Annotated in this window: 19 protein-coding genes; 1 reads left to right on the plus strand and 18 read right to left on the minus strand. The window is 54.0% G+C overall.

Going from position 1 to position 23,384, the window contains the following annotated elements; genetic code table 11:
* Window positions 1-9: 9 nt before the first annotated feature.
* The 9 genes from bamB to CJP72_RS01330 form a co-directional block, all read right to left on the minus strand.
* On the minus strand, window positions 10-1,188 hold the full coding sequence (gene bamB, locus CJP72_RS01290; RefSeq protein ID WP_162379102.1) for an outer membrane protein assembly factor BamB: 1,179 nt from the start codon (window positions 1,186-1,188) through the stop codon (window positions 10-12).
* Window positions 1,189-1,198: 10 nt separating this feature from the next.
* Window positions 1,199-1,819 (minus strand): tetratricopeptide repeat protein, encoded by a 621-nt coding sequence (locus CJP72_RS01295; protein ID WP_162379103.1) that lies wholly within the window; start codon window positions 1,817-1,819, stop codon window positions 1,199-1,201.
* 13 nt (window positions 1,820-1,832) lie between these two features.
* Window positions 1,833-3,107 (minus strand): histidine--tRNA ligase, encoded by a 1,275-nt coding sequence (gene hisS / locus CJP72_RS01300; protein ID WP_162379104.1) that lies wholly within the window; start codon window positions 3,105-3,107, stop codon window positions 1,833-1,835.
* 110 nt (window positions 3,108-3,217) lie between these two features.
* Window positions 3,218-4,336 carry a flavodoxin-dependent (E)-4-hydroxy-3-methylbut-2-enyl-diphosphate synthase gene (gene ispG / locus CJP72_RS01305; RefSeq protein ID WP_162379105.1) on the minus strand — a complete coding sequence of 373 codons (1,119 nt, stop codon included), beginning with the start codon at window positions 4,334-4,336 and terminating at the stop codon, window positions 3,218-3,220.
* A 26-nt stretch (window positions 4,337-4,362) separates the two neighbouring features.
* Window positions 4,363-5,364, minus strand: a complete 1,002-nt coding sequence (gene rodZ / locus CJP72_RS01310) for a cytoskeleton protein RodZ (protein ID WP_162379106.1) — start codon at window positions 5,362-5,364, stop codon at window positions 4,363-4,365.
* A 291-nt stretch (window positions 5,365-5,655) separates the two neighbouring features.
* Window positions 5,656-6,822: a bifunctional tRNA (adenosine(37)-C2)-methyltransferase TrmG/ribosomal RNA large subunit methyltransferase RlmN gene (locus CJP72_RS01315; RefSeq protein ID WP_162379107.1), complete on the minus strand. Its 1,167-nt coding sequence runs from the start codon at window positions 6,820-6,822 to the stop codon at window positions 5,656-5,658.
* 167 nt (window positions 6,823-6,989) lie between these two features.
* Window positions 6,990-7,421, minus strand: coding sequence for a nucleoside-diphosphate kinase (gene ndk, locus CJP72_RS01320; RefSeq protein WP_162379108.1), 432 nt, complete (start codon window positions 7,419-7,421; stop codon window positions 6,990-6,992).
* A gap of 174 nt (window positions 7,422-7,595) precedes the next feature.
* Complete coding sequence (gene pbpC, locus CJP72_RS01325; protein WP_162379109.1) at window positions 7,596-9,908, minus strand: peptidoglycan glycosyltransferase PbpC; 2,313 nt, start codon at window positions 9,906-9,908, stop codon at window positions 7,596-7,598.
* The gene (locus CJP72_RS01330) at window positions 9,909-14,876 is read right to left on the minus strand and encodes an alpha-2-macroglobulin family protein (protein ID WP_162379110.1); all 4,968 of its coding nucleotides are present in this window, start codon (window positions 14,874-14,876) and stop codon (window positions 9,909-9,911) included.
* Window positions 14,877-15,084: 208 nt separating this feature from the next.
* Between CJP72_RS01330 and sseA the strand changes: the two genes are divergently transcribed.
* Window positions 15,085-15,927 (plus strand): 3-mercaptopyruvate sulfurtransferase, encoded by an 843-nt coding sequence (sseA, locus tag CJP72_RS01335; protein WP_162379111.1) that lies wholly within the window; start codon window positions 15,085-15,087, stop codon window positions 15,925-15,927.
* Between the two features lie 89 nt (window positions 15,928-16,016).
* Here the strand turns inward: sseA and sseB are convergent, their stop codons facing one another.
* The 9 genes from sseB to iscS form a co-directional block, all read right to left on the minus strand.
* The gene (sseB, locus tag CJP72_RS01340; RefSeq protein WP_162379112.1) at window positions 16,017-16,793 is read right to left on the minus strand and encodes an enhanced serine sensitivity protein SseB; all 777 of its coding nucleotides are present in this window, start codon (window positions 16,791-16,793) and stop codon (window positions 16,017-16,019) included.
* Between the two features lie 107 nt (window positions 16,794-16,900).
* Window positions 16,901-18,184: an aminopeptidase PepB gene (pepB, locus tag CJP72_RS01345; RefSeq protein WP_162379113.1), complete on the minus strand. Its 1,284-nt coding sequence runs from the start codon at window positions 18,182-18,184 to the stop codon at window positions 16,901-16,903.
* 59 nt (window positions 18,185-18,243) lie between these two features.
* Entirely contained in the window at window positions 18,244-18,444 is a 201-nt protein-coding gene (iscX, locus tag CJP72_RS01350) for a Fe-S cluster assembly protein IscX (RefSeq protein WP_162379114.1), read from the minus strand.
* An 11-nt stretch (window positions 18,445-18,455) separates the two neighbouring features.
* On the minus strand, window positions 18,456-18,791 hold the full coding sequence (fdx, locus tag CJP72_RS01355) for an ISC system 2Fe-2S type ferredoxin (RefSeq protein WP_162379115.1): 336 nt from the start codon (window positions 18,789-18,791) through the stop codon (window positions 18,456-18,458).
* A 1-nt stretch (window position 18,792) separates the two neighbouring features.
* Complete coding sequence (gene hscA / locus CJP72_RS01360; protein ID WP_162379116.1) at window positions 18,793-20,643, minus strand: Fe-S protein assembly chaperone HscA; 1,851 nt, start codon at window positions 20,641-20,643, stop codon at window positions 18,793-18,795.
* Window positions 20,644-20,658: 15 nt separating this feature from the next.
* Window positions 20,659-21,174 carry a co-chaperone HscB gene (gene hscB / locus CJP72_RS01365; protein ID WP_162379167.1) on the minus strand — a complete coding sequence of 172 codons (516 nt, stop codon included), beginning with the start codon at window positions 21,172-21,174 and terminating at the stop codon, window positions 20,659-20,661.
* A 93-nt stretch (window positions 21,175-21,267) separates the two neighbouring features.
* The gene (gene iscA / locus CJP72_RS01370; protein ID WP_003037681.1) at window positions 21,268-21,591 is read right to left on the minus strand and encodes an iron-sulfur cluster assembly protein IscA; all 324 of its coding nucleotides are present in this window, start codon (window positions 21,589-21,591) and stop codon (window positions 21,268-21,270) included.
* 19 nt (window positions 21,592-21,610) lie between these two features.
* Complete coding sequence (gene iscU / locus CJP72_RS01375) at window positions 21,611-21,997, minus strand: Fe-S cluster assembly scaffold IscU (protein WP_002913991.1); 387 nt, start codon at window positions 21,995-21,997, stop codon at window positions 21,611-21,613.
* Window positions 21,998-22,022: 25 nt separating this feature from the next.
* Complete coding sequence (iscS, locus tag CJP72_RS01380) at window positions 22,023-23,237, minus strand: cysteine desulfurase (RefSeq protein WP_162379117.1); 1,215 nt, start codon at window positions 23,235-23,237, stop codon at window positions 22,023-22,025.
* Window positions 23,238-23,384 lie beyond the last annotated feature (147 nt).

Genomic DNA, 23,384 nt, shown 5'->3' on the forward strand with positions numbered 1-23,384 from the left:
CCGTGACGGTTAACGCGTAATAGAATACACCGTGCCGTCTTTTGCCTGGATCAGCAGTTTACCATCAGCCGATACCGGTTCGGTCAGTAAACCGGAGCCGTCTACTTTTTGCTGAGCCACGAAACGGCCATCTTCAACGTTGAGCCAGTGCAGATAGCCTTCGCTATCGCCGACCACTAAGTTGCCATTATACAACGCTGGTGACGTCAGCAGACGATGCAAGAGATCGCTTTGTGTCCACAGGGTTACACCACCGTCAGTGGTCAACGCCATGATACGGTCATTCTGGTCAACGAGATAAATACGGTTGCCGTCGACGATAAAATCATTCACCGAACCCAGCTCGCGCTTCCACATAATCTGACCGCTGCGCAGATCCAGCGCAGTCAGGTTACCATTATAAGCCAGCGCATAAACGACGCCATTGACAATGACCGGCGTCGTATCAACGTCGCTCAGGCGGTCAATTTCGGTTGTCCCTGTGGTTTGCGAAATACGCTGCTGCCAAATCATCTGGCCCTGCTGCATCAGCACCGCACTGACACGGCCATTATCACCACCCACAATCGCGGCGCCATAGGCGGTCGCTGGGGCAGACTCGCCGCGCAGAGAGAGTGACGGCATATCAAGGTTAACAGTCCATTTGATAGCACCATCAGCCTCGTTTAACGCCTGGAGCTGACCGTTGCTGGTATGAATCAGCACCACGCCATCACTGACCACCGGACGAGACAACGCCTCACCGGCAACTTTTGTCTGCCATGCTGGTGTGCCGTCGCTGGTGTTCAAAGCATACACCTGCGCTTTTTCACTGCCGATATATACATGACCACCGGAAACAGTCACACCGCCAGAGAGTTGCGCAGAGGCTCTGGAGAACCACCCGTCTTTCTCTCCCAGATTAACAGACCAGACTTCTTTGCCATCGTCTGCATTCAGTGCCTTAACAACGCCAGCACGATCGGCTGCATAGACGACGTTATCCGCCAGAGCAGGATGAAGATTGGAATAGAAATCACCAATACCGTTGCCAACAGAGGTGCTCCAGGCCGTAGACGGTTGAAACTGATTTTCAACCACAGGTAATGGGGACATCTTAACGACATCTTCTTCGCCACTAAACAGTGAACAACCGCTCACCAGGCTCACGGAAAGCAGCCCTGGCAGAAGTAATTTACGCAATTGCATCGGGTCCCTCTCAGATGGACAAATTATTGATTTTCATCTGCATCATTTCGCTCAGTGCTGGGGTGGCGTCGCTTTTTACGCCTGCTTCCCATGCACTACGCGCGCCTTGTTTGTCACCTTTACTCAGCAATGCTTCTCCACGCAAATCGGCGACAATGGCTGCCCACCCTTCACCTTTGATGGTGTCGAGCGTTTTCAGCGCAGTATCCGCTTGCTTGAGTTGCACCTGAACGCGGGCCAGACGCAGATTGATCACCGCTTTGAGATTCTCATCGCTGGTGGCCGTCAACCCCTGCTGTAACTGGGTTGCGGCTTTCTCAAGTTCATTTTTATCAACAAACTGCTGCGCCAGTTCCATAGAAGCCAGCGCGCCGTAGGTATTTTTATTTTCCGCAGCAAATTTCTCGGCAGCAGGAAGGCTATCCGGTTTGCCCGCACTCACTGCGGTTACCGCATTTTGATAAGCCAGAGAAGCAGAACGTGCAGACTCCGTTTGGTGGCTGGTCCAGTAGCGCCACCCCACCAGCGCCCCCACCCCTAAAATAACCCCAACAACCAGCGCTTTACCGTTCTCAGCAAAGAAACGTTTGATCGCATCAATCTGATCGTTTTCGTTCTCGTAAATTTCCACGCTGTCCTTCTCCTTAACGAGTCAAAGTGCGCAAATGTGCGGCAACGCTGTCCTGCGCGACTGTCGTTTGCTCACCAGAGCGCAAATCCTTCACGACCACAGTACCGTCAGCCACTTCAGTCTCACCCAGCACCAGCGCAACGCTGGCACCCCATTTGTCGGCACGGGCAAACTGTTTTTTAAAGTTGCCGCCACCGTGGTTTGTCATCAGTTTTACGCCTGGCATTTCATCACGCAGACGTTCAGCGAAGATCATCGCAGCGGACTGCGTATCCACGCCTGAAGCAACCAGGTATATATCGACAACAGGATCGACGTTAAATTCCGGATTAACTGCCTGAACAAGCAAAACAAGGCGTTCCAGACCCATGGCAAAACCTACCGCCGGGGCTGCGCGACCACCGAGTTGCTCCACCAAACCGTCATAACGCCCCCCCGCACATACGGTGCCTTGCGAGCCCAAACTGTTGGTCACCCATTCAAAGACGGTACGGTTGTAGTAGTCGAGGCCGCGCACCAGACGTTGGTTAACGGTGTAGGCAATACCTGCGGCTTCAAGCAGCTTGCACAACCCAGCGAAATGTTCGCGTGAGTCGTCATCCAGATAATCACCCAACGCCGGCGCGTCGTTGAGCAACGCCTGCACTTCCGGATTTTTGGAATCCAGGACACGCAGCGGGTTGGTATACATACGGCGTTTGCAGTCTTCGTCCAGCTTCTCTTTATGCTGTTCGAGGAAGGCAACTAGCGCATCACGATAGTTAGCACGGGCTTCAAGTGAACCGATAGAGTTCAACTCAAGGCTGACATGTTCAGAAATACCCAGCGCACGCCACCAGCGCGCAGTGAGCATGATAAGCTCAGCATCAATGTCCGGGCCTTGCAGGCCAAACACTTCGACACCCAACTGATGGAATTGACGATAACGCCCTTTCTGCGGACGTTCGTGGCGGAACATCGGCCCGATATACCACAGACGCTGTTCCTGATTGTACAGGAGACCATGTTCGATGCCGGCGCGAACACAGCCCGCCGTCCCTTCGGGACGTAATGTCAGGCTATCGCCGTTACGGTCCTCAAAGGTGTACATCTCTTTTTCAACCACGTCAGTAACTTCACCGATCGCGCGTTTGAATAACGGGGTCTGCTCTACAATCGGCAAGCGGATTTCACTGTAACCGTAGCTACCGAGCACGTTTTTGAGTGTGCCTTCAATGCGCTGCCAGATGGCGGTTTCGCCAGGCAGATAATCGTTCATGCCGCGAATGGCTTGAATGTTTTTTGCCACGTTTATTCTCTTTCTGAATATAAAAATGAACCCTCAGCGCTTCCCCAAACGGTGCGGGAGCCATGCGGGTTCAATCATACACGGGAAGCACGCCGCTTCCCATCACGTTATTATTTTTCAACCTGCTGCACGTCAATTCGGCGCGCTTCATCCAGGATGCTGGCTTTCGCACGAATGCGGGCTTCAAGCTGCGTGATCATATCGTCGTTGTCGAGTCGGTCTTTACGCACGCCGTCTTCATAGAGGCCGCTTTTCTTGTTACCGCCCGTCACACCCAACGTAGAAACCAGCGCTTCGCCCGGCCCGTTAACAACACAGCCGATAATCGAAACATCCATTGGCGTAATGATATCTTCCAGACGTTGTTCCAGCGCATTAACCGTACCGATGACGTCAAATTCCTGTCGAGAACAGGTTGGACAAGCGATAAAGTTGATTCCGCGGGCACGAATACGCAGCGATTTCAGAATATCGAAACCAACTTTGATCTCTTCCACCGGATCCGCCGCCAGCGAGACACGCAGCGTATCGCCGATCCCTTCCGACAGCAGTAATCCCAAACCAATCGCTGATTTCACTGCACCACTGCGTGCGCCGCCCGCCTCGGTGATCCCGAGATGCAGGGGTTGTTCGATCTGACGCGCCAGCAAACGATAGGATTCAACCGCTAAAAAGACATCAGAGGCTTTAACGCTGACTTTAAACTGATCAAAATTGAGACGATCGAGATGATCCACATGACGCATTGCCGATTCCAGCAACGCTTGCGGTGTGGGTTCACCGTATTTTTCCTGTAGATCTTTTTCCAGCGATCCGGCGTTAACGCCGATGCGGATCGGGATGTTTTTGTCGCGAGCGCAATCCACTACCATGCGAATACGCTCTTCATTGCCAATATTGCCTGGGTTAATCCGCAAACAATCGACACCGTACTCCGCGACTTTTAGCGCAATGCGATAATCGAAATGGATATCGGCAACCAGAGGTACGCTGACCTGCTGTTTGATCAGTTTAAACGCTTCGGCAGCATCCATTGTCGGTACAGAGACACGAACAATATCGGCACCCACGCGTTCAAGCGCTTTGATTTGATTGACCGTCGCCGCCACATCCGTGGTACGCGTATTCGTCATAGATTGTACGGCGATGGGGGCACCATCGCCAATCGGCACATTCCCAACGTAAATACGCTTTGACTTTCTACGTTGAATTGGAGCCTGGTTATGCATGAAAAATCTCCCGCATTGCCCGTCTGTTACTGAGCCGGTGATTGTTCGGCATTAACGGTCAGACGCGCAACCTGGTTAGTTCTGATAAAACGGCTAAGATCGACAGGCTTTCCTTGATACTGGATCTGTACCGCGGCCGGAGCGCCAATTTTAAGCTTGTAAGGCGCCTGGCCCGTTAAGTTTAAATTGCCATCTTTACGCTGCATACCGCTGAACAACTTTTTACCCGTTGCATCAGTCACTTCTAACCAGCAATCGGCAGTGAAGTTCATGACCAGCGCATTAGGATCAACTGCAGGCGTCGTCGTTACGTCAGCCTGGTCAGTCGGCAATGGTGCTCCCGGGTCGACAGGAGCAACAGCAGGCGCCGTCGTTGCGGTATCAACGTTTGCCTGAGAAGGCGCAACAACCGCATTTTGTTGCACATCTGCAGTCGGTGCAGCGGGTGTCGCTTCCGGCGTCTGCGCCGCAGTATTCGCTGCGTCCGCAGGCATTTGCGCGTTATTCTGGCTTACCGTCGCGCTGGTATCCAGCGGCACGCTCTGCGAGCTCTCGTTACTGGCGTTCAGTTCAGCGGTGGATTGATCGGCCATCGTGGTGATCTCTTCCTGCTGCGCCTTGTGATTTTGCCACCACCAGGCCCCCGTCAGGCCAACGACCACAAACAGAACCAGCCAGGTGAAAGTCATCAACCAGCCATCGCGTTTTTTACGACGCTTGCCGAGAGAGAAACTTTGCATCGGGGCGACTTTGCCCGGTCGAATCGGTGCCTGCTTTTCCAGCCCTGGCAGCAACTCTTCTTCAGGAATATGCACCAAACGTGCGTAAGAACGGATATACCCGCGCAGGAACGTTGAAGCGAGATCGGCTGGCGCCTTATCGTCTTCAATGTCGCGTACCGTGGAAACCTTCAGGCAAAGTCGCTCCGCGACTGCCTGCTGGCTGAGTCCGAGTTGTTCACGGGCATTGCGCAGACGAACGCCGGTGGTTTGTGCTTCTTTTTGGTCGTGCGTGGCTTCAGTATTCATTCGCTACAGCTGCAGGTACGTGTAAATAAGGGTTCAGGTGCGGGTGAGCCACAATGCCCACCCGCACCGCGAAACATCAGGTTAGTTAACCTTAGTCGGACAGTATAAGACTGCCAGGTTACTCATGACAAAACAGCTAAAGCCTAAGGCTAAACTATTGTTGCACCGCTACATACTGCCCTAAAGTCGACAAAAACGCACCGTTATTATTGAGCATAGAGAGATAGCGATGCCCTTAAATAGTTTACCTTAGTGCTGCGGCAGATTAATTATACCGCAACGTAACTAACATCAAACCGCTTTAATGTCGATTGCCTCACCCTGCATGCGCTTACGCAGGGTGCGTTTAGTACGATCAATCACGTCACCCGCCAGTTGACCGCAGGCCGCATCAATATCATCACCGCGGGTCTTACGCACAATAGTGGTGAAGCCGTAACCCATCAACACTTTGGAGAAACGGTCAATTCGACTGTTTGAACTACGTCCATACGGTGCGCCAGGGAACGGGTTCCACGGAATCAGGTTAATCTTGCACGGTGTATCTTTCAGCAATTCAGCCAGTTGATGCGCATGTTCGGTGCCGTCGTTAACATGATCGAGCATGACATACTCAATCGTGACACGCCCCTGGTTCGCGTTGGATTTCTCCAGATAGCGACGAACCGCACTCAGGAACGTTTCGATATTGTACTTTTTGTTGATAGGAACGATTTCATCACGAATTTCATCGTTCGGCGCATGCAGGGAAATCGCCAGCGCGACGTCAATCATATCACCCAGTTTGTCCAGAGCGGGTACAACACCGGAAGTGGACAGCGTAACGCGACGTTTTGATAAACCGAACCCGAAATCATCCAGCATGATTTCCATGGCGGGAACGACGTTGGTCAGGTTGAGTAAGGGTTCACCCATCCCCATCATCACCACATTGGTGATAGGACGTTGCCCGGTGATTTTCGCGGCACCAACGATCTTCGCCGCCCGCCACACCTGGCCGATAATTTCCGACACACGCAGGTTACGGTTAAAGCCTTGCTGCGCGGTTGAGCAGAATTTACACTCCAGCGCACACCCCACCTGTGATGAGACACACAGTGTGGCGCGATCGTCTTCCGGGATGTAGACCGTTTCAACACGCTGATCGCCAACCGCAATTGCCCATTTGATGGTGCCGTCAGAGGAACGCTGCTCTTCAACCACCTCTGGCGCACGGATTTCCGCCACCTCTTTCAGCTTACCACGCAATACCTTGTTGATATCGGTCATATCATCAAAGTCATCGCTGCAGTAGTGGTACATCCACTTCATCACCTGGTCGGCGCGGAAGGGCTTTTCACCTAATTCTTTAAAAAACTCGCGCATCTGCTGGCGGTTGAGATCCAACAGATTAATTTTACTCTCTTTATTAGGAACTACCGGGGTGGTGCTTTCAGACGTGACAATTTGTTCAGACATAATCTATTCCGGCCTCGTTATTACACGTTATGGCCCCTGGAGGGTTGAAAAAGAAACGCCCCGGTGAGCGGTGCTCGTCCGGGGGCGCTGCATTGTACAAATTCTATCGCAAGGATGCCACGCTTGCGCGAGACATTAGCGAAAATAATGTGTAAAAGCCTGCTCGATTAGCGAGTACGCGGGCAAACTTCGCCTTCGCCAAAGAAATAGGCGATTTCACGCGCGGCAGACTCTGCGGAATCAGATCCGTGGGTGCCGTTTTCGGTGAAGCTGTCAGCGTAGTCAGCACGCAGGGTTCCCGCCAGCGCGTTAGCCGGGTTAGTTGCGCCCAGCAGGTCGCGATGACGCTGAACGGCATTTTCGCTTTCCAGTACGGAAACGACAATCGGACCTGAGGTCATGAACTCTACCAGGCCATCGAAGAAAGGTTTACCGTCGTGCTCTGCATAGAATCCGCGCGCCTGTTCAACAGTCAGGTGCAGCATTTTGGTACCGACAATTTTAAACCCTGCTGCTTCAAAGCGCGCAAAGATGTTGCCAATAACGTTTTTTGCCACCGCGTTTGGTTTGATGATGGAAAAAGTACGTTCAATAGCCATGATTACCTCTGAATATGTTTTGTTGTTGTCTACCCATTAGGGTTTATGTAGGCATGTACGACCTGGCGCGGATTATAATGACCCTCCAGCCAGTTGACCATTGACGAAGGTAACATTTTTTTAAAATAAAACGAGCGTTAGCAACAAATCAACTCCGCCGGGTCTTTTGTACGGCTATTGAAAGGTAAATTTTACTGTCGCTACCTGCCCTGCATCATCCATCACCAGGAGCTGATATTCCCCCTTTTTCGCAATGCGTAACGTGATATTCCGCCCACGCTCTGGCAGTCGTTCACCATTTAAAAACCACCAGCGCTCTTCTGTTCCACCACGGGTTTGGATCGGTAAAGAGGCTTCTGGCGCGCCGGGTAATCGCCTCAGAATCGCGCCGTCGCGAACCCCTGTTAGCTGAAGGGGTAAAAGCGCCCCTAGCCCCAACGGTGGACAGGTGGTTGAAACGGGTGGAAGCCGCGATGCGCGGCGTTCGGAGGCAGGAAGCCAGGGTTCAAGCGGTAAAGGCCATACAATCAGCGTTTGCTCGTGTGCCTGCGGACAGTCAGCCGCGACACGTTTTCCCGAGTCATCCAGCCAGACCGGGAAACGGATGCCGTTAATCCCTTCCTGTTCAGGTAATAACAGTGTTGGCGGCTGGCTACCTTCCAGAAGCCACGTGGCCAGTCGGCGACGGCAGTTTGGTTCTCCTGCGGGAAGGGATTGTCCTCCAGGCCAACAAATCACGCCCTGACTGACCGAGGGTGGGCGAGGATCTTCCGGCTGAATCATCGTTCGCGCCTGCAAAATATTGTTCACCTGATTCAGTAACGGAATGGCGCTTGCGAATCCAAACTGTCCCACAACGGGCGTGCCGTCCGGTCTGCCCGTCCAGATCCCAATGACATAGCGCGCGTTAATGCCAATTGCCCATGCATCGCGATAGCCATAGCTGGTGCCGGTTTTCCAGGCCAGCGGCGCAATCCTCGGCAGCGTATTATCTGGTAAAGGCTGGGCTTCATCGGCCATGATTCGCCGGATAATCCACGCCGCACCCGGCGACATCAGCGGACGTTCTTGTAACGGGGAGTCAGGCTGAAGCCGAAGCGCGCCGGCTTTACCATGACGCGCAAAGGCGCTCCACGCCGCCGTCATCTCATCCAGTTTCGCCCCTGCGCCCCCCAGAATCAGCGAAAGATTGGGGGCTGCTCCAGCGGGTAAATACAACGGCAACCCCGCATTGCGGAGTTTGGCGGCAAAACGTTTTGGACCATACGCTTCCAGCACTTGTACAGCGGGCAAATTCAACGAACTCACCAACGCCTCGCTCATGCTGACCGGGCCATGAAATCCGCTGTCAAAATTCCCCGGACGATAATCACCGGTACGGCGCGGTACGTCCTGTAATAATGACGCCGGATGAATCAGTCCTTCATCCAGTGCCAGACCGTAAACAAACGGTTTGAGCAGCGATCCCGGCGATCGGATCGCATTGACCATATTGACATGACCAAAGCGACTGTCGTCGTTCATATCCACCGATCCCACCCAGCCGCGTACGCTCATATCCGTATGATCAAGAACGATCATCGCCAGTGAACTGCGGGCAGGTAGCCTGCTTTTCCAGGTCTGCGCGAGCTCTTCCAGTTGATACTGTAATCCCGCATCCAGTGTGGTGACGATTTTGTCGCTTGTGCTTTTTCCGAGCATCATACGTGAGAAGAGCGGTGCCAACTGCGGCATTTTCCGGGGCGACAGCCAGACCGGTTCTTCACGAGCTTCCTGCACGATTTTTGCTGACCATATGCCCTGAGTTGCCATCCGTTCCAGCACTTTATTTCGCGCCGCTTGCGCGCGATCCGGCCAGCGATCGGGACGCAAACGACTGGGTGCCTGCGGTAATACAGACAGCAGAGCCGCTTCTGAGTAGCTCAGTTGTCCTGGCGGTTTGCCGAGATAGGCCCAGCTTGCTGCGCCAATGCCTTGCAGCGTTCCGCCAAAGGGCGCCCGGTTAAGATACAACGTCAAAATATCGTGTTTGGAAAGATGCCATTCAAGCTGAAGCGCGCGCCAAAGCTGGCGAAACTTGCCGCCGAATGTGCGCGGATGGGGATCAAGTAATCTGGCGACCTGCATGGTGAGCGTACTGCCGCCAGACACCACGCGCCCGGAAGAGAGATCCTGCCAGGCGGCGCGCATTACCGAAAACGGATTTACCCCTGGATGCTTCCAGAACCAGCGATCTTCATAATTGATGAGCGCTTCCAGATATCGGGGCGACACTTCTTCGGGAGTCACCGGATAACGCCAGATACCGTCCGCATCAGCAAAACGCCAAAGTGGTACGCCGTCATGCGCCACCACCACCCGTGCAGGACTCACCTCCCTGAGCGGCAGCGGCCAGATTTTATCTGCCCCCCATGCCAAAAAGAGAATGAGAAGGGGGGCGGCTATTAATCCAGTCCAGCAGCCGCGTTTTCCTCGAAAGCCTCTCATTTACGGTGTGACAATCATGAGTCCTTCGGTTGCTCCGGTCGCCCGCCACTGCGGAACATACATTGATTCCACCTGTGGAACCGGAACCTGATACGTTCCCGGCGTCACCGCTCGCGCGAGGTAGACCAGCGTCACCGGTTGTCCTTCATTTACCGCGACAGCGGCAACAAAGCGGTCGTCTCTGAATTCCATATGCTGGATGTCCGCCTGCTGCATCTGGCTCAACAGATTCTGCACCGCACTGCCACTGTCCTGCAGACTGGCGCTACCGTTCGCCAGATTCTGGTTTTCCAGTTCAAATCCGGCAGGTAATAAATCCACGACCAGAGCATCGGGGACATTCTGGCTGGCAGTCACCGCCAACGACACCAGCACCAGTTCGCCGCTACGCAGAGAGGAGAGCGATTTACGTTGCCCATCGGTCCCCAGGATCTGGCGTTCAATTTGCAGAACGTGACTTGTCGACGCAGGGGCTGAATTCGGATAGCCGCTACTGTCCAGACGCAACCACAGCGGTTGATTGCCGCTGTTGGTGACAGTAAGCGCTGATAACTGGTCAGCGTCAAGATTACGCGTTTGCGCGTTGGCGCCCGTAAGCGGCTGTTCTGAAAGCGAAGTCTGCGCCTGCCAGTTCCCCGGTAAATCCTGTAAGGTTCTCGCCGCAAGGAACAGGGCATTACTTTCCTGGGTGGAGAGCCAGCGCTGGCCGAATGCCTGTTCAGACAACGTGTTCAGCAAGGTATTTTGCACATCGGGTTTGAGTTTATTTTCCTCCAGCAGCGACAACATCAGCGCATTATCGCGCAGCGAACTGCCGTAATCCGCCATCCACTGCTGTGTATCGCGTCGCGGTGTATTGAGGGCCAATGTCAACGCCTGTTCACTGCGAGTGGCATCACCCATGTTTTTCAGCGCAATACCCAATTGCAGCAAGGGTAAACCTGATGCAGCCTGAGCACGACGCTCCCAGATCTCGCGCAACGCACCCAAAGGCGCTTTTTGCTGGCGGGCCAGCACCAGCGCGGCGTAAGCCTGAACAGCAAATTTGCTGGCCGGGGTATCGTCGCTATAACGGATCGACATCATGCCCGGGTCCTGCAGATAACGAAGCAGGCGTTCATTGCCACTGTTAACTGCCTCCGCTGGCACGCTGTACCCTTGTTCGCCAGCACGCACCAGGAAATCCATCGCATAGGCCGTCAGCCAGTACTCTTCCGGACCGTTTTTATCCCATAACGCAAAACCGCCGTTATCGCGCTGCATCTGCAACAGACGAGAAATACCGATATCGACCGCCGCACGACGTTTTTCATCGCTATCGCCGGCAATATCCAGCGCCTTCAACTGCGCCGCATTGGTATACAGTGAAGGGAACAACCCGCTGGCGGTCTGCTCAAGACACCCATACGGATACGCTTTCAACTCACGAATATAACGCGCCAGATTCAGCGGCGGTTTGCCGCTTAACAGCAATTGCCCCTGCAGCGTAACCGGAGAGAAATTCTCCAGATTCTGCGCAGGCGCTTGCCAGGTTTCTCCTGGTTGCAGGGTGATACCGCTGTTTACCGTCTGGGCCGGCCAGGCAGGGCGTACCCCAATCTTCCACTGTTTATTCTGCGCGGCAATGGTTTCACCCGGCAGGTTCACTCCGTTGATGGTTGCCTGTAATTCGCCATCGCCAAAACCCTCAAGAGCACGCACGGGAATAAACAATGTGGTCCTGACTCCCGGCGCCAAATTGACGGGCTCAGGCGGTTGGCTCACCAATTCGAGTAATCCGCTGGCGTTAAGCGTGATATTGAGCGTTTGCGGTTTGTCTGTCAGGTTCGTGATATCCAGCGTCAGGCGTGAGGTATCGCCAGCAGCCATAAAGCGCGGGGTATTCAGCTCCGCAATAACCGGTGCCGCAACCACGACTTTGCTTTCACTGCTGCCAAAATTTCCGGCAGTCCACGCCTGCGCCATCACCCGCAGTTCACCATTAAAATCACCAATAGGCAGAGTTACCGTGCCTTCACCCTGTTCATTGAGCGTGACCGGCAATGCCTGCTGCGCCACAATGTTCACATGGTTGACCGGTGGTTTACCGCCACGTTTGAGTGCATCACCATCCCCACCAAAGCGAAGCGCCGCCAGACGCCCCTGACCTTCAATCACCTGACCGTAAATATCATAGATATCTGCGCCATAGCGTTTTTGCCCGAAGAACGCCTGCCACGGATCCGGCGTCACGTAATCCGTAATATTCAGCACCCCGCTGTCCACGGCAGACACCAGCACATTGATCTGTTTTGGCGTTTCGCCCTGTTTGACGCTCGCTTTCACTTTCACAGTCAGCGGTTGATTGGGGCGCATTTTGGCTGGCGTGTCCAGGCTCAGATCCAGACGGCGGGCTTCATCCCCTAACGGCAGATGTAATAACCCGACAGCGCGTTTCGGCGTGGCTGAGCGTGATTTATCACCAGGACGCACCACCAGCGCACTCAGGTATATATCGTGACGATTCCATGTTTTATCCACCGGAATCGCCAGTTCAAGCCCCCCCGCAGGGACATCAATTTCTTTCCACCACAGCGGACCGTCGCTCGATTCCACCATCGCGTACCCTTTGCCCGCAGCAGGCGCAGCAATATGTAATTTGAGGGTGTCGCCAGGACGATAGATTGGTTTATCGAGTTTTAGCGTGACACGATCCGGACGGGCAGCGCCGCTGCCATCGCTGTTATCCTGCCAGCTGTATCCAGCCCAGAATCTGACGCTACTGACCACGTCGTTTGGCGCTTTCACCTCCAGACGGTATGACCCCCAATCAACGGGGAAACTGACTTTACCGGTTTCATCCGCGTTAAGATCGAGAGACTGCTCCCCTTCCACCAAATCTTTTTGATCAAACTGTGATTCCCAGCCTTCGCTTTCTGACCAGTTCCAGTAGTAATCACGTCGCTCGCGAATCAAACGAACCTGTAATCCTGAAACCGCTTTTTTTACGCCTTGCGCATCGGCGTAGACAATGTCAAAGGCCGCATTGCTGCCTTCGTCCACAATGGGCTGATTCACCGTAGTGTCCGTGCGGTAGTCATAGACGGCTTTCGCGGCGAATTGTGGACGAATACCAGGTAATGTTTCCGCCGGCCAGATAGCCTGTTCAACACGGCGCGTCACCGGGCGTCCTCCCGACTCGAGCAAGCTTGCCTGTAGGATCACCTGCAACGGTGAGTGTGCCTCTTGCCACTGGCTCGTCGTCGTCACCTCGCCGCGGCCTGTATCATCCAGCGTAAGCTGAACTTCATCGAGACTGCGGGAGAGATTCTCTTCTGCAATATTGCCAAACTGGAATCCCGGCAGCGCCGGTACTGCCTCTCGCAGCGGGCGTAAAAACAGTTGCCCTTGCAACGCATTACCGTTTGCCGGTGCACCATACAGGTAATAGCCGACGACAGAGAATTTCACCTCATCGGCAGGAGCTACCGGTGTTTTTTGTGCCGTCAGGTTAAGCGCCATCCGCTCGGGCATAAAGTCTTCAACGTGGAAATCCCACATCCGCGACTGGTTATCGCCTGTGTTCGCACGGATATGCCACATGCCCGTCGCCGCGCCGCTGTCCAGCGGGTACGTAAAGCGGTACACGCCGTTTTCCGGCTGGCTCACTACCGTACGCAACACCTGACCATCCGGTTTCACCACCTCCAGTTTGACGGGCTGATCGGGCAACGCGTTGCCGTCGCTGTCACGCAGTAACCCATTGAGGATCACCGTTTCGCCAGGACGATAGAGATCGCGGGGTCCAAACATAAAGAACTGTTTGCTATAACCGGGTGCGCCCGCAATATTAAATTCAGCCAGATCCAGAGCGGGCAATTTCAAATCCAGCAGTGTGGTTTGCCCGTCTTTTCTCGCCAGCAATAACGCCGCGTTTTTGTCCGTCTCCAGTTGGACATGTCCCTGCGCATCACTGGTCGCTTGCGCCAGCGTTTGCCCCTTATCATTGAGTAAAGCGACCTCAATGCCCTGTTGCGCGGCGCCGTTCCCCAGGCTTTGCGTAAAAACATCAAGACGGTTGTGATAACGGTGCGCAGAAACACCGATGTCGCTGAGCGTAAACAGCGTAGCGGCATTGCTGTAGTTATAATGTCCTGCCTGATTCATCACCGCCACATAGACCCCAGCCTGCTGCAATGGCTTGATCTCGCTTAACGGTAGGAGGAGTTTTTCGCGGGTATTACGGGCAGGATTCAAATCGAAGCGGCCGGTATAGACCAAATCCGACATTTTCAGCAGATTGTCAGATTCCCAGTTTGAGACTGAATTCCGGTACTCCCACTGGCTGACAAATGCCGCCAGCGACTCGGGTTTTACCCGAAAGAAATTAACATCCACATTGTTCACATTGAGCGCCATCACCGGCAAGCCTTCAACCACTTTTCCCGGCAGCAACGAGCCGCGACTGGCGAATCCCACACTCGGTTGAATATCCCGCGTCGTGATGGTTTTTTCATAATCGCTGCCAAACGTGGCTTTATTCAATGCCTTGACATCGCGCTCAACCGTCACGACCAGATCCCGATTTGGCTCAAGATGCCGTAAACGCAATTCCTTCAGATTTGGCGCAAGCTCCCAGGCACCATCAATCTTACCGTTTTTTTTATCAACCACATGGATAGTACGGGAAAAATCTTGTTCAGGATCTAACGGGATCGAGAATGTGAGTACCAAAGCGGCAGCGCCTTCCAACTGGACTTCCGATGCATCCAGCAGCGTTAGCGCTTTCCCCTGGCTTTGCTGAGCCAGTTTCTGTAATTGCGCGGGATCTTTCACCACTGCCGCCTGTTGTGCAGGGGCGGCATTGTCAGATTTTGCCGCCTGAGGCGCTGGAGGGGTATTTTTTGCCGCTGTCGTTGCGTCGTCGCTGTTATCGCATCCAGCCAGCGCCGCCAGCAGCATACAGACTGCTACACGTAAGTGTTTCATCGTTCATCCCTGGCCACTCAGGCCCGTTGCCACTGTTGATAAGATATTATGCGTGATATTTCCAGTTGTGTACGTCCGTATCAATATGATGAATTCTGATTTTTTAGTGAGAAATGTGGCTCCGCCTGATAAATCAGCCTCTTTTACTTGTTCCTTTACGGCAAACGGCCGACAATTTGCCAAAGAACTGGTAAAAATGGAGACGCCTATGACTACCCCCTGGTTTGTTGCAGCCGACTGGCTTGCAGAACATATCGACGACCCGGAAATACAAATCATTGACGCCCGCATGGCCCCCCCAGGACAAGAAGACCGTGACGTTGCAGACGAATACCATACAGGGCACATCCCCGGGGCTGTTTTTTTTGATATCGAAGCGCTCTCCGACCACACCTCGCCATTACCGCACATGATGCCCCGCCCGGAGGCTTTCGCCGTCGCGATGCGCGAACTGGGTGTCTTTCAGGATAAACATCTGGTGATCTATGACGATGGCAACCTCTTCTCTGCCCCGCGTGCGTGGTGGATGCTCCGCACCTTCGGGGTCGAAAAGATCTCGATTCTTGCCGGTGGACTGGCAGGCTGGCAGCGTGAAAAACGGCCATTAGAGGAAGGGGAAGCCACACCGGGTGAAGGGGAGTTTGATGTTAAATTCACCCCAGAGTCGGTTGTGCGTGTGACCGATGTCTTGCTGGCCAGTCACGAAAAAACGGCGCAGATTGTTGATGCCCGTCCGGCAGCGCGATTCAATGCAGAAGTCGACGAACCACGCCCGGGTCTGAGACGCGGTCACGTTCCTGGTGCCCTAAATGTACCGTGGAGTGAGCTGGTCCGTGATGGCGCGTTAAAAACAGCTGACGAGCTGGATACTATTTTCTTCAGCCACGGGGTCAGTTTTGACAGACCGATCATCGCAAGCTGCGGTTCAGGTGTCACGGCAGCCGTCGTGGTTCTGGCGTTGACGACGCTCGGCGTGCAGAACATTGCACTGTATGACGGCGCATGGAGTGAATGGGGCGCACGCGCCGATTTACCGGTAGAACCTGCTTAATGAGAGCAATGCCGGATAGCGCTAAACGCTTATCCGGCTTACAGATTTGCACCTTGTAGGCCTGATAAGCGCAGCGCCATCAGGCTTTTTCAGATAATCCGATTCTGTTTAAAATCGCGCAAGAACCCGCCCCAGCGGCGCTCGTAGAACGGCGCAATGTGCTCGGAAATAAAGTGGCTAATTCCCTTCTCGCCTTTCACCACCTGGCAGATATCAATCGGTTCATCGCCTGACAATGTGTCGGTCGCCACGCTGCCCGCTGCCTGAATAATCTCCTCAATATCACCATCCGCCTCGATACCAATCAGCAGGTTGGGTTGTGCCTCCGCGCTATCTTTGATCGAACAAAGGAACGCTCTTTTTACCGGTTTAATGGTTTTAAACAGCGTCGTCAGCGAATCAATCATCTGTGCTGGCGGTTCCGCCACTTCGGAGAGGATCAACGATTCGCCGCCTTCCAGGACTTCCTGGGTACTCAGTGGATTGCCTTCTTCGCCGATCAAATGACTAATTTCACGCGGCATAAATTCTTTGCCCGTCGGCAGTTTGGCATTGAGAAAAAGCGTCTCGCCCAGCGTCATTTCAAATAAAGTCCGCACCGGCATCACCACAAATGCCTGCTCCTCTTCCACGGCTTGCTGCAAGGCTTCAAGCGAAGTGAAAAACGGGATGACCGTCGTGCCGTCTTCTTTTTCCCAGTGCTGCAGGTCCAGCGCGCTGTCTTCAACAATCGCTTCGCCTTCAGCGGCGGTACCCGGAACCCAGACAGTCGACTCCAGTAAAGTACGGAAAAATGCCGGACGATGCGCGGGCTCAGTGGCCGCCTTCTCCAGCAGGGTTTCTAATTCGTTTTTTGTTTCAGACATAGAGATCACAAATTATATATGGATTGTAGGCCTGATAAGACGCACTGTGTCGCCATCAGGCAAAATGCCGGGTGGCGCTTCGCTTACCCGGCCTACAAAAACACTTTTCAGGCAGTCAGTAGATTAGCAATCGTGCGGACACCCAGCCCTGTCGCCCCTGCGGACCACTGCTCTACCGGTGCCTTGCGGTAGGTTGCGGAGCAGTCGATATGCAGCCAACCTTGCTGGTAGTTTTCCACAAAATGCGACAGGAACCCCGCCGCCGTACTCGCCCCTGCCGGGTACGCCGCACTGGCCGTGTTGTTCAGTTCCGCAAAGTTAGACGGTAATTGGTTACGATGGAACTCGGCCAGCGGCAAGCGCCAGAACGGTTCGTTTTCTGCTGTCGCGCTCGCCAGCAAACGCCCCGCCAGTTGATCATCAAAGCTGAACAGCGCGTGATAGTCATTACCCAGCGCGGTTTTCGCCGCTCCCGTGAGCGTCGCGGCATCAATGATCAGCTCCGGTTTTTGCGCACAGGCATCAATCAGCCCATCAGCCAGAACCAAACGCCCTTCTGCGTCCGTGTTCATGATTTCAACATTTTTGCCGTTGCGGTAGCGAATAATGTCGCCCAGTTTGAACGCATTGCCGCTAATCAGGTTATCTGCACAGCACAGGTAGAGCTTCACACGTTTGTTCAGACCACGGGTAATAGCAAACGCCAGCGCGCCAGTCACCGTTGCCGCACCGCCCATATCGGACTTCATCGAGTCCATAAACGCGCTTTGTTTGATGCTGTAACCACCGGAATCAAATGTGATCCCTTTGCCGACCAGGCAAGCATACACTGGCGCTTCTTTGTTGCCCGTCGGATTGTAATCCAGCGCCAATAAAACCGGCGGACGTTCGGAACCACGCCCCACCGTGTGCAAGCCCATATAGTTCTGATCGCGCAGATCTTCACCTTTAGTGATGCGATAAGAGACGTGGTCGCACGCCACGCTGCACAGCAGATCCACAGCACGCTGCGCCAGTTGTTCCGGCCCAAGTTCTTCTGCTGGTGCGTTAATGGTATCGCGCACCCAGTCGATAATGGTCAGACGGTTATTCAACTCCTGACGTTGCGCGTCCTCCAGATCTGGCCATTCAACTTTACGACTGCCTTTCGGCGCTTTGTAGCCCTGCCAGAATGCCCAGCAGCGATCCGCATCCCAGCCTTCTCCGGTCAACTGCACATGTTTGATACTCAGGCCGTCAATTTTACGCGCCGCACGCTGGATTACAGCGAGATCGTCTTTCCCGTTGAGATGCAGGGTAATGCCTTCATTGTTGATGCTGTATGTCGCTTTTTCTCCCCAGCGAGCGTCAGCAGGTTGCGTGGAAAGCGTAATTTTCATGGCTTCTGTCATTGTTATTTTCCTTGTTCGCACATACAGAAAAACGGGCCACCCGTGGGCAGCCCGTTTACTTATTCAGCTTCGTCCAGCCAGATCAGCAGGATGGCTTCAAGAATTTTTTCGTTTGATGCCTGCGGGTCATCATCGAAATCTTCCAGCTCGCAGATCCATTGATGCAGGTCGGTGAAACGAACAGTCTTTGGGTCAAGATCGGGGAAGGCATCATACAGCGCTTCGCCAATCTCGCGGCTATCAGTCCACTTCAATCCCATACTACCCCCTGTTAATGCTCACGCGCATGGTTGATTGTGTAACGTGGGATTTCGACCACTAAATCTTCGTCAGCGACGCGCGCCTGGCACCCTAAACGACTCTCCGGCTCCAGTCCCCAGGCCTTATCCAGCATGTCGTCTTCGTCTTCCGAGCTTTCGGCCAGGGAGTCGAAACCTTCACGTACGATGCAGTGGCAGGTCGTGCAGGCACAGGATTTTTCACAGGCGTGCTCAATCTCGATACCGTTGCGCAGGGCAACATCAAGAATGGTTTCTCCGCTATCGGCTTCCAGAACTGCGCCATCGGGACAGAGATCCTGATGAGGCAGAATAACAATCTTTGGCATATTAAACCTCGTCCACGGATTGGCCTTTCAGCGCGCTACGGACCGACTGGTCCATACGGCGAGCGGCGAATTCCTGGGTTTGTTTGTCTACGTTTTTGATGGCTTGTTCTATGGCGTCAACATCATCGCCCTGCGCAACCTCGCGTAAGTGCGTGGCGGCATCGTCGATAACCTGACGCTCTGCGGCGCTGAGCAGCGCGGCATCCGCAATGAGCGCACTGGTCAAGCTTTCCAGCACGCGTGCAGCTTCGACTTTTTGCTCTGCCAGCATACGGGCTTTTACATCCTGCTCGGCAAAGCTCATGGAGTCCTGGATCATGGAGGCGATTTCGCTGTCCGTCAGGCCGTATGAAGGCTTAACCTGAATAGACGACTCGACGCCAGTGGATTTCTCCATCGCGGTGACGCTCAGCAGACCGTCAGCATCAACCTGGAAAGTCACGCGAATATGCGCTCCACCCGCAGGCAGCGCCGGGATCCCCCGTAACGCAAAGCGTGCCAGCGAACGGCAATCCTGCACCAGTTCACGTTCACCCTGCATCACGTGGATAGACATAGCGGTCTGACCGTCTTTAAAGGTGGTGAAGTCCTGCGCGCGCGCCACCGGAATCGTGGTGTTGCGAGGGATCACTTTTTCCACCAGGCCGCCCATGGTTTCCAGCCCCAGCGACAGCGGAATCACATCCAGCAGCAGCATTTCGCTGTCCGGCTTGTTGCCGACCAAAATATCGGCCTGAATTGCAGCGCCGATGGCGACCACTTTATCCGGGTCGATAGAGGTCAGCGGCGGACGACCAAAGAATTCACCAACGCGCTCACGCACCAGCGGTACACGGGTGGAGCCTCCGACCATCACCACTTCCAGCACCTCCTGCGCCTCAACACCGGCATCTTTCAATGCGCGACGGCAGGCCAGCAGGGTGCGCTTGACCAGCGCGGAAATGAGTTCGTTAAACTGTTCGCGGGTAATATCACCCTGCCATCCCGCCACCTTCACGGTGACGACATCGGCATCGCTGAGCGCGATTTTTGCTGCAATCGCCGCATCCAGCAACTCACGCTGTACACGGTTATCACTACGGTCGGCAACACCGGCTTGCTCGCGAATGTAGTCCGCCAGCAGGTGGTCGAAGTCATCGCCGCCCAGTGCAGAATCACCGCCGGTCGCCAGCACTTCGAACACGCCGCGACTCAGGCGCAAAATCGAAATATCAAACGTGCCACCGCCCAGATCATAAACCGCGATGACACCTTCTTTGCCTGAATCCAGACCGTAGGCAATTGCCGCCGCCGTCGGTTCGTTAAGCAGGCGCAGCACATGCAGGCCAGCCAGACGCGCTGCGTCCTTGGTGCCCTGACGCTGTGCGTCATCGAAATACGCCGGAACCGTGATGACAACGCCGTCCAGTTCGCCGGAAAGCGATTCGGTTGCCCGCGCCGCCAGCGCTTTCAGGATGTCGGCAGAGACACGTATCGGATTCAACAATCCTGCCGCAGTGTCAATCATCGGCAGGCCGTTTTCACTTGCCTGAAATTGATATGGCAAGTGCGGGTAACGCGCATGAATGTCTGCCAGAGAACGGCCCATCATACGTTTAACCGAGCTTATCGTGTTGGCGGTATCCAGCGCGGCATTGGCGCGAGCGTCGTAACCGACCGTGTGGCCCTGTTGCTGATAGTGAACCACTGACGGCAACAGGTGACGGCCTTCGTGATCGGCCAGCGTTTCCGCCTGCCCACTGCGCACGGTCGCCACTAAAGAGTTGGTGGTGCCTAAGTCGATGCCGGCCGCCAAACGACGCTGGTGCGGCGCTGCACTCAGACCAGGCTCACTAATTTGTAATAAGGCCATATTCGCTTCCGAAAATTAAAAATCGAGCAGCTTTTCTTCGAGTTGTTCTGCTGAGCTTTGCAGTTTATCGAGAAAACGCAGTTTACGCACGGTGTCTGCCGCCCTATCCCACGTCTCATTATCTAACTGTTCCACCATCTGCTGACGGCGGGTTTCAAACATCGTTTTCACACGCTTGATAAAACCTTCCAGCCGCGCTTCATCTTTCGTCTGTTCAATCTCATCAAGCTCTTCACGCAGTTCGAGTTGTTCCATCAGGAACGCGGTATCGCGCACGGTGTGCTGCTCGCTGGTAAGATCGAAACCGTGCAGTGACAACAGGTATTCAGCACGCATCAAAGGATGGCGCAATGTTTGCCAGGCCTGATTGATGTTGGCGGAGTGTTGTACGGCAGCGAGTTGCTCCGCCTGCGTACCGCTGGCGAATTTATCAGGATGATACTGACGTTGAAGATCCTGAAAACGAAGGCTCAGCGCCTGAATATCGAGTTGATATTGCGCTGGCAAGCCAAAGAGGGTGAAGTAGTCCATAACATTCTCAGGGCAGCGATTCTCTTTCACAGAGAGTCCAGGTAAAACAAACCCCACGCGCAGGCGACCACGGTGGGGTTATCGGTAAGCGCGTTACACGTGGAAGCTTTCGCCGCATCCACACTCGTCTTTTACGTTCGGGTTAGTGAATTTAAACCCTTCGTTCAGACCTTCTTTCACGAAGTCCAGTTGCGTACCGTCCAGAAATTGCAGGCTCTTGCCGTCGACCACTACTTTTACGCCTTTGTCTTCAAACACGGTGTCTTCAGCCGCCGGTTCATCGACAAATTCCAGTACATAAGCCATACCCGAGCAGCCAGAGGTTCTCACGCCCAGACGCAGACCAAACCCTTTACCGCGGTTGGCCAGAAAGGTATTAACGCGCGCTGCTGCACTGTCGCTAAGTGTAATCGACATAACAAAACCTCAACTCTTTTTATTTTGCTTCACGTTTGCTTTTGTAGTCCGCAATGGCGGCTTTAATTGCGTCTTCTGCCAGGATGGAACAGTGAATTTTCACTGGCGGCAGTTCAAGCTCGTCTGCGATGTCTGTGTTTTTAATCGCCTGTGCTTCGTCCAGCGATTTCCCTTTTACCCATTCGGTGACCAGGGAGCTGGAGGCAATAGCGGAACCACAGCCGTAAGTCTTGAAACGCGCGTCTTCAATGATACCTTCATTGTTGACTTTAATCTGCAACTTCATCACGTCGCCACAGGCCGGTGCACCCACCATACCGCTGCCCACGTTCTCGTCGCTATTGTCAAAAGAACCCACGTTACGTGGATTCTCGTAATGATCGATTACTTTTTCGCTATAAGCCATGATGAATTCTCCTTATCGGTACCGATTAATGATGTGACCATTCGATGCTGTTCAGATCCACGCCCTGCTTGAACATGTCCCACAGCGGAGAAAGTTCACGCAGACGACCAATGGATTTACGAACCAGATCGATGGTGTAATCAATTTCTTCTTCGGTAGTAAAACGACCTAAAGAGAAACGGATAGAGCTATGTGCCAGCTCGTCGGTCATCCCCAGCGCACGCAGCACATAGGATGGCTCGAGGCTTGCAGATGTACAGGCGGAACCAGAAGAGACGGCCAAATCTTTCAGCGCCATAATCAGCGATTCGCCTTCAACATAGTTGAAGCTGACGTTAAGAATGTTCGGCGCGCCTTGCTCGAGATCACCGTTCAGGTAAACCTCTTCCATATCTTTCACGCCTTCCCACAGACGGTTACGCAGACTACGCAGACGCGCCATCTCGGTTTCCATCTCTTCTTTCGCGATACGGTAAGCTTCACCCATGCCGACAATCTGGTGAACCGGCAGCGTACCGGAACGCATGCCACGCTCATGACCGCCACCGTGCATCTGTGCTTCGATGCGGATACGCGGTTTACGACGCACGTACAGCGCGCCGATGCCTTTCGGACCGTAGATTTTGTGGCCGGAGAAAGACATCAGGTCCACTTTCAGCTGGCTCAGATCGATAGGCAGTTTGCCGACGCTTTGGGTGGCGTCAACGTGATAGATGATGCCGCGCGCACGGCACATTTCGCCGATCGTCGCGATATCCTGCACCACGCCAATTTCGTTGTTCACGTGCATAATAGAAACGAGGATGGTGTCGTCACGCATCGCCGCTTCCAGTTCTTTCAGGTCGATAATACCGTTGCTCTGCGGCGCCAGGTAGGTCACTTCAAACCCTTCGCGCTCCAGCTGACGACAGGTATCCAGCACGGCTTTGTGTTCAGTTTTGCTGGTGATGATGTGCTTGCCTTTTTTCTGATAAAAGTTGGCTGCACCTTTGATCGCCAGGTTGTCGGATTCGGTCGCGCCGGAGGTGAAAACAATTTCACGCGGGTCGGCACCCACCAGGTCAGCAATCTGATTACGGGCGATATCAACCGCCTCTTCAGCATGCCAGCCAAAACGGTGTGAACGGGAAGCTGGGTTACCAAAGTTTCCGTCCAGAGTCAGACACTGCATCATTTTCTCGGCAACACGCGGATCCACCGGCGTGGTTGCGGAGTAATCGAGATAAATCGGTAATTTCATTGCTCTTAAACTCCGTACATCACTCAATGCAAGGAGTCAGGCAACCGGCTGGATGTACGACCGCGTTAACGGGGTGTGGAACACCCCGGCCTGACTCTGAATTCTTTTTATCTTTACGCTATCTATTTCGGGTTTCAGCACGTTGGC

The organism is Citrobacter sp. NCU1 (assembly GCF_010231475.1).
Classification (GTDB): domain Bacteria; phylum Pseudomonadota; class Gammaproteobacteria; order Enterobacterales; family Enterobacteriaceae; genus Citrobacter_D.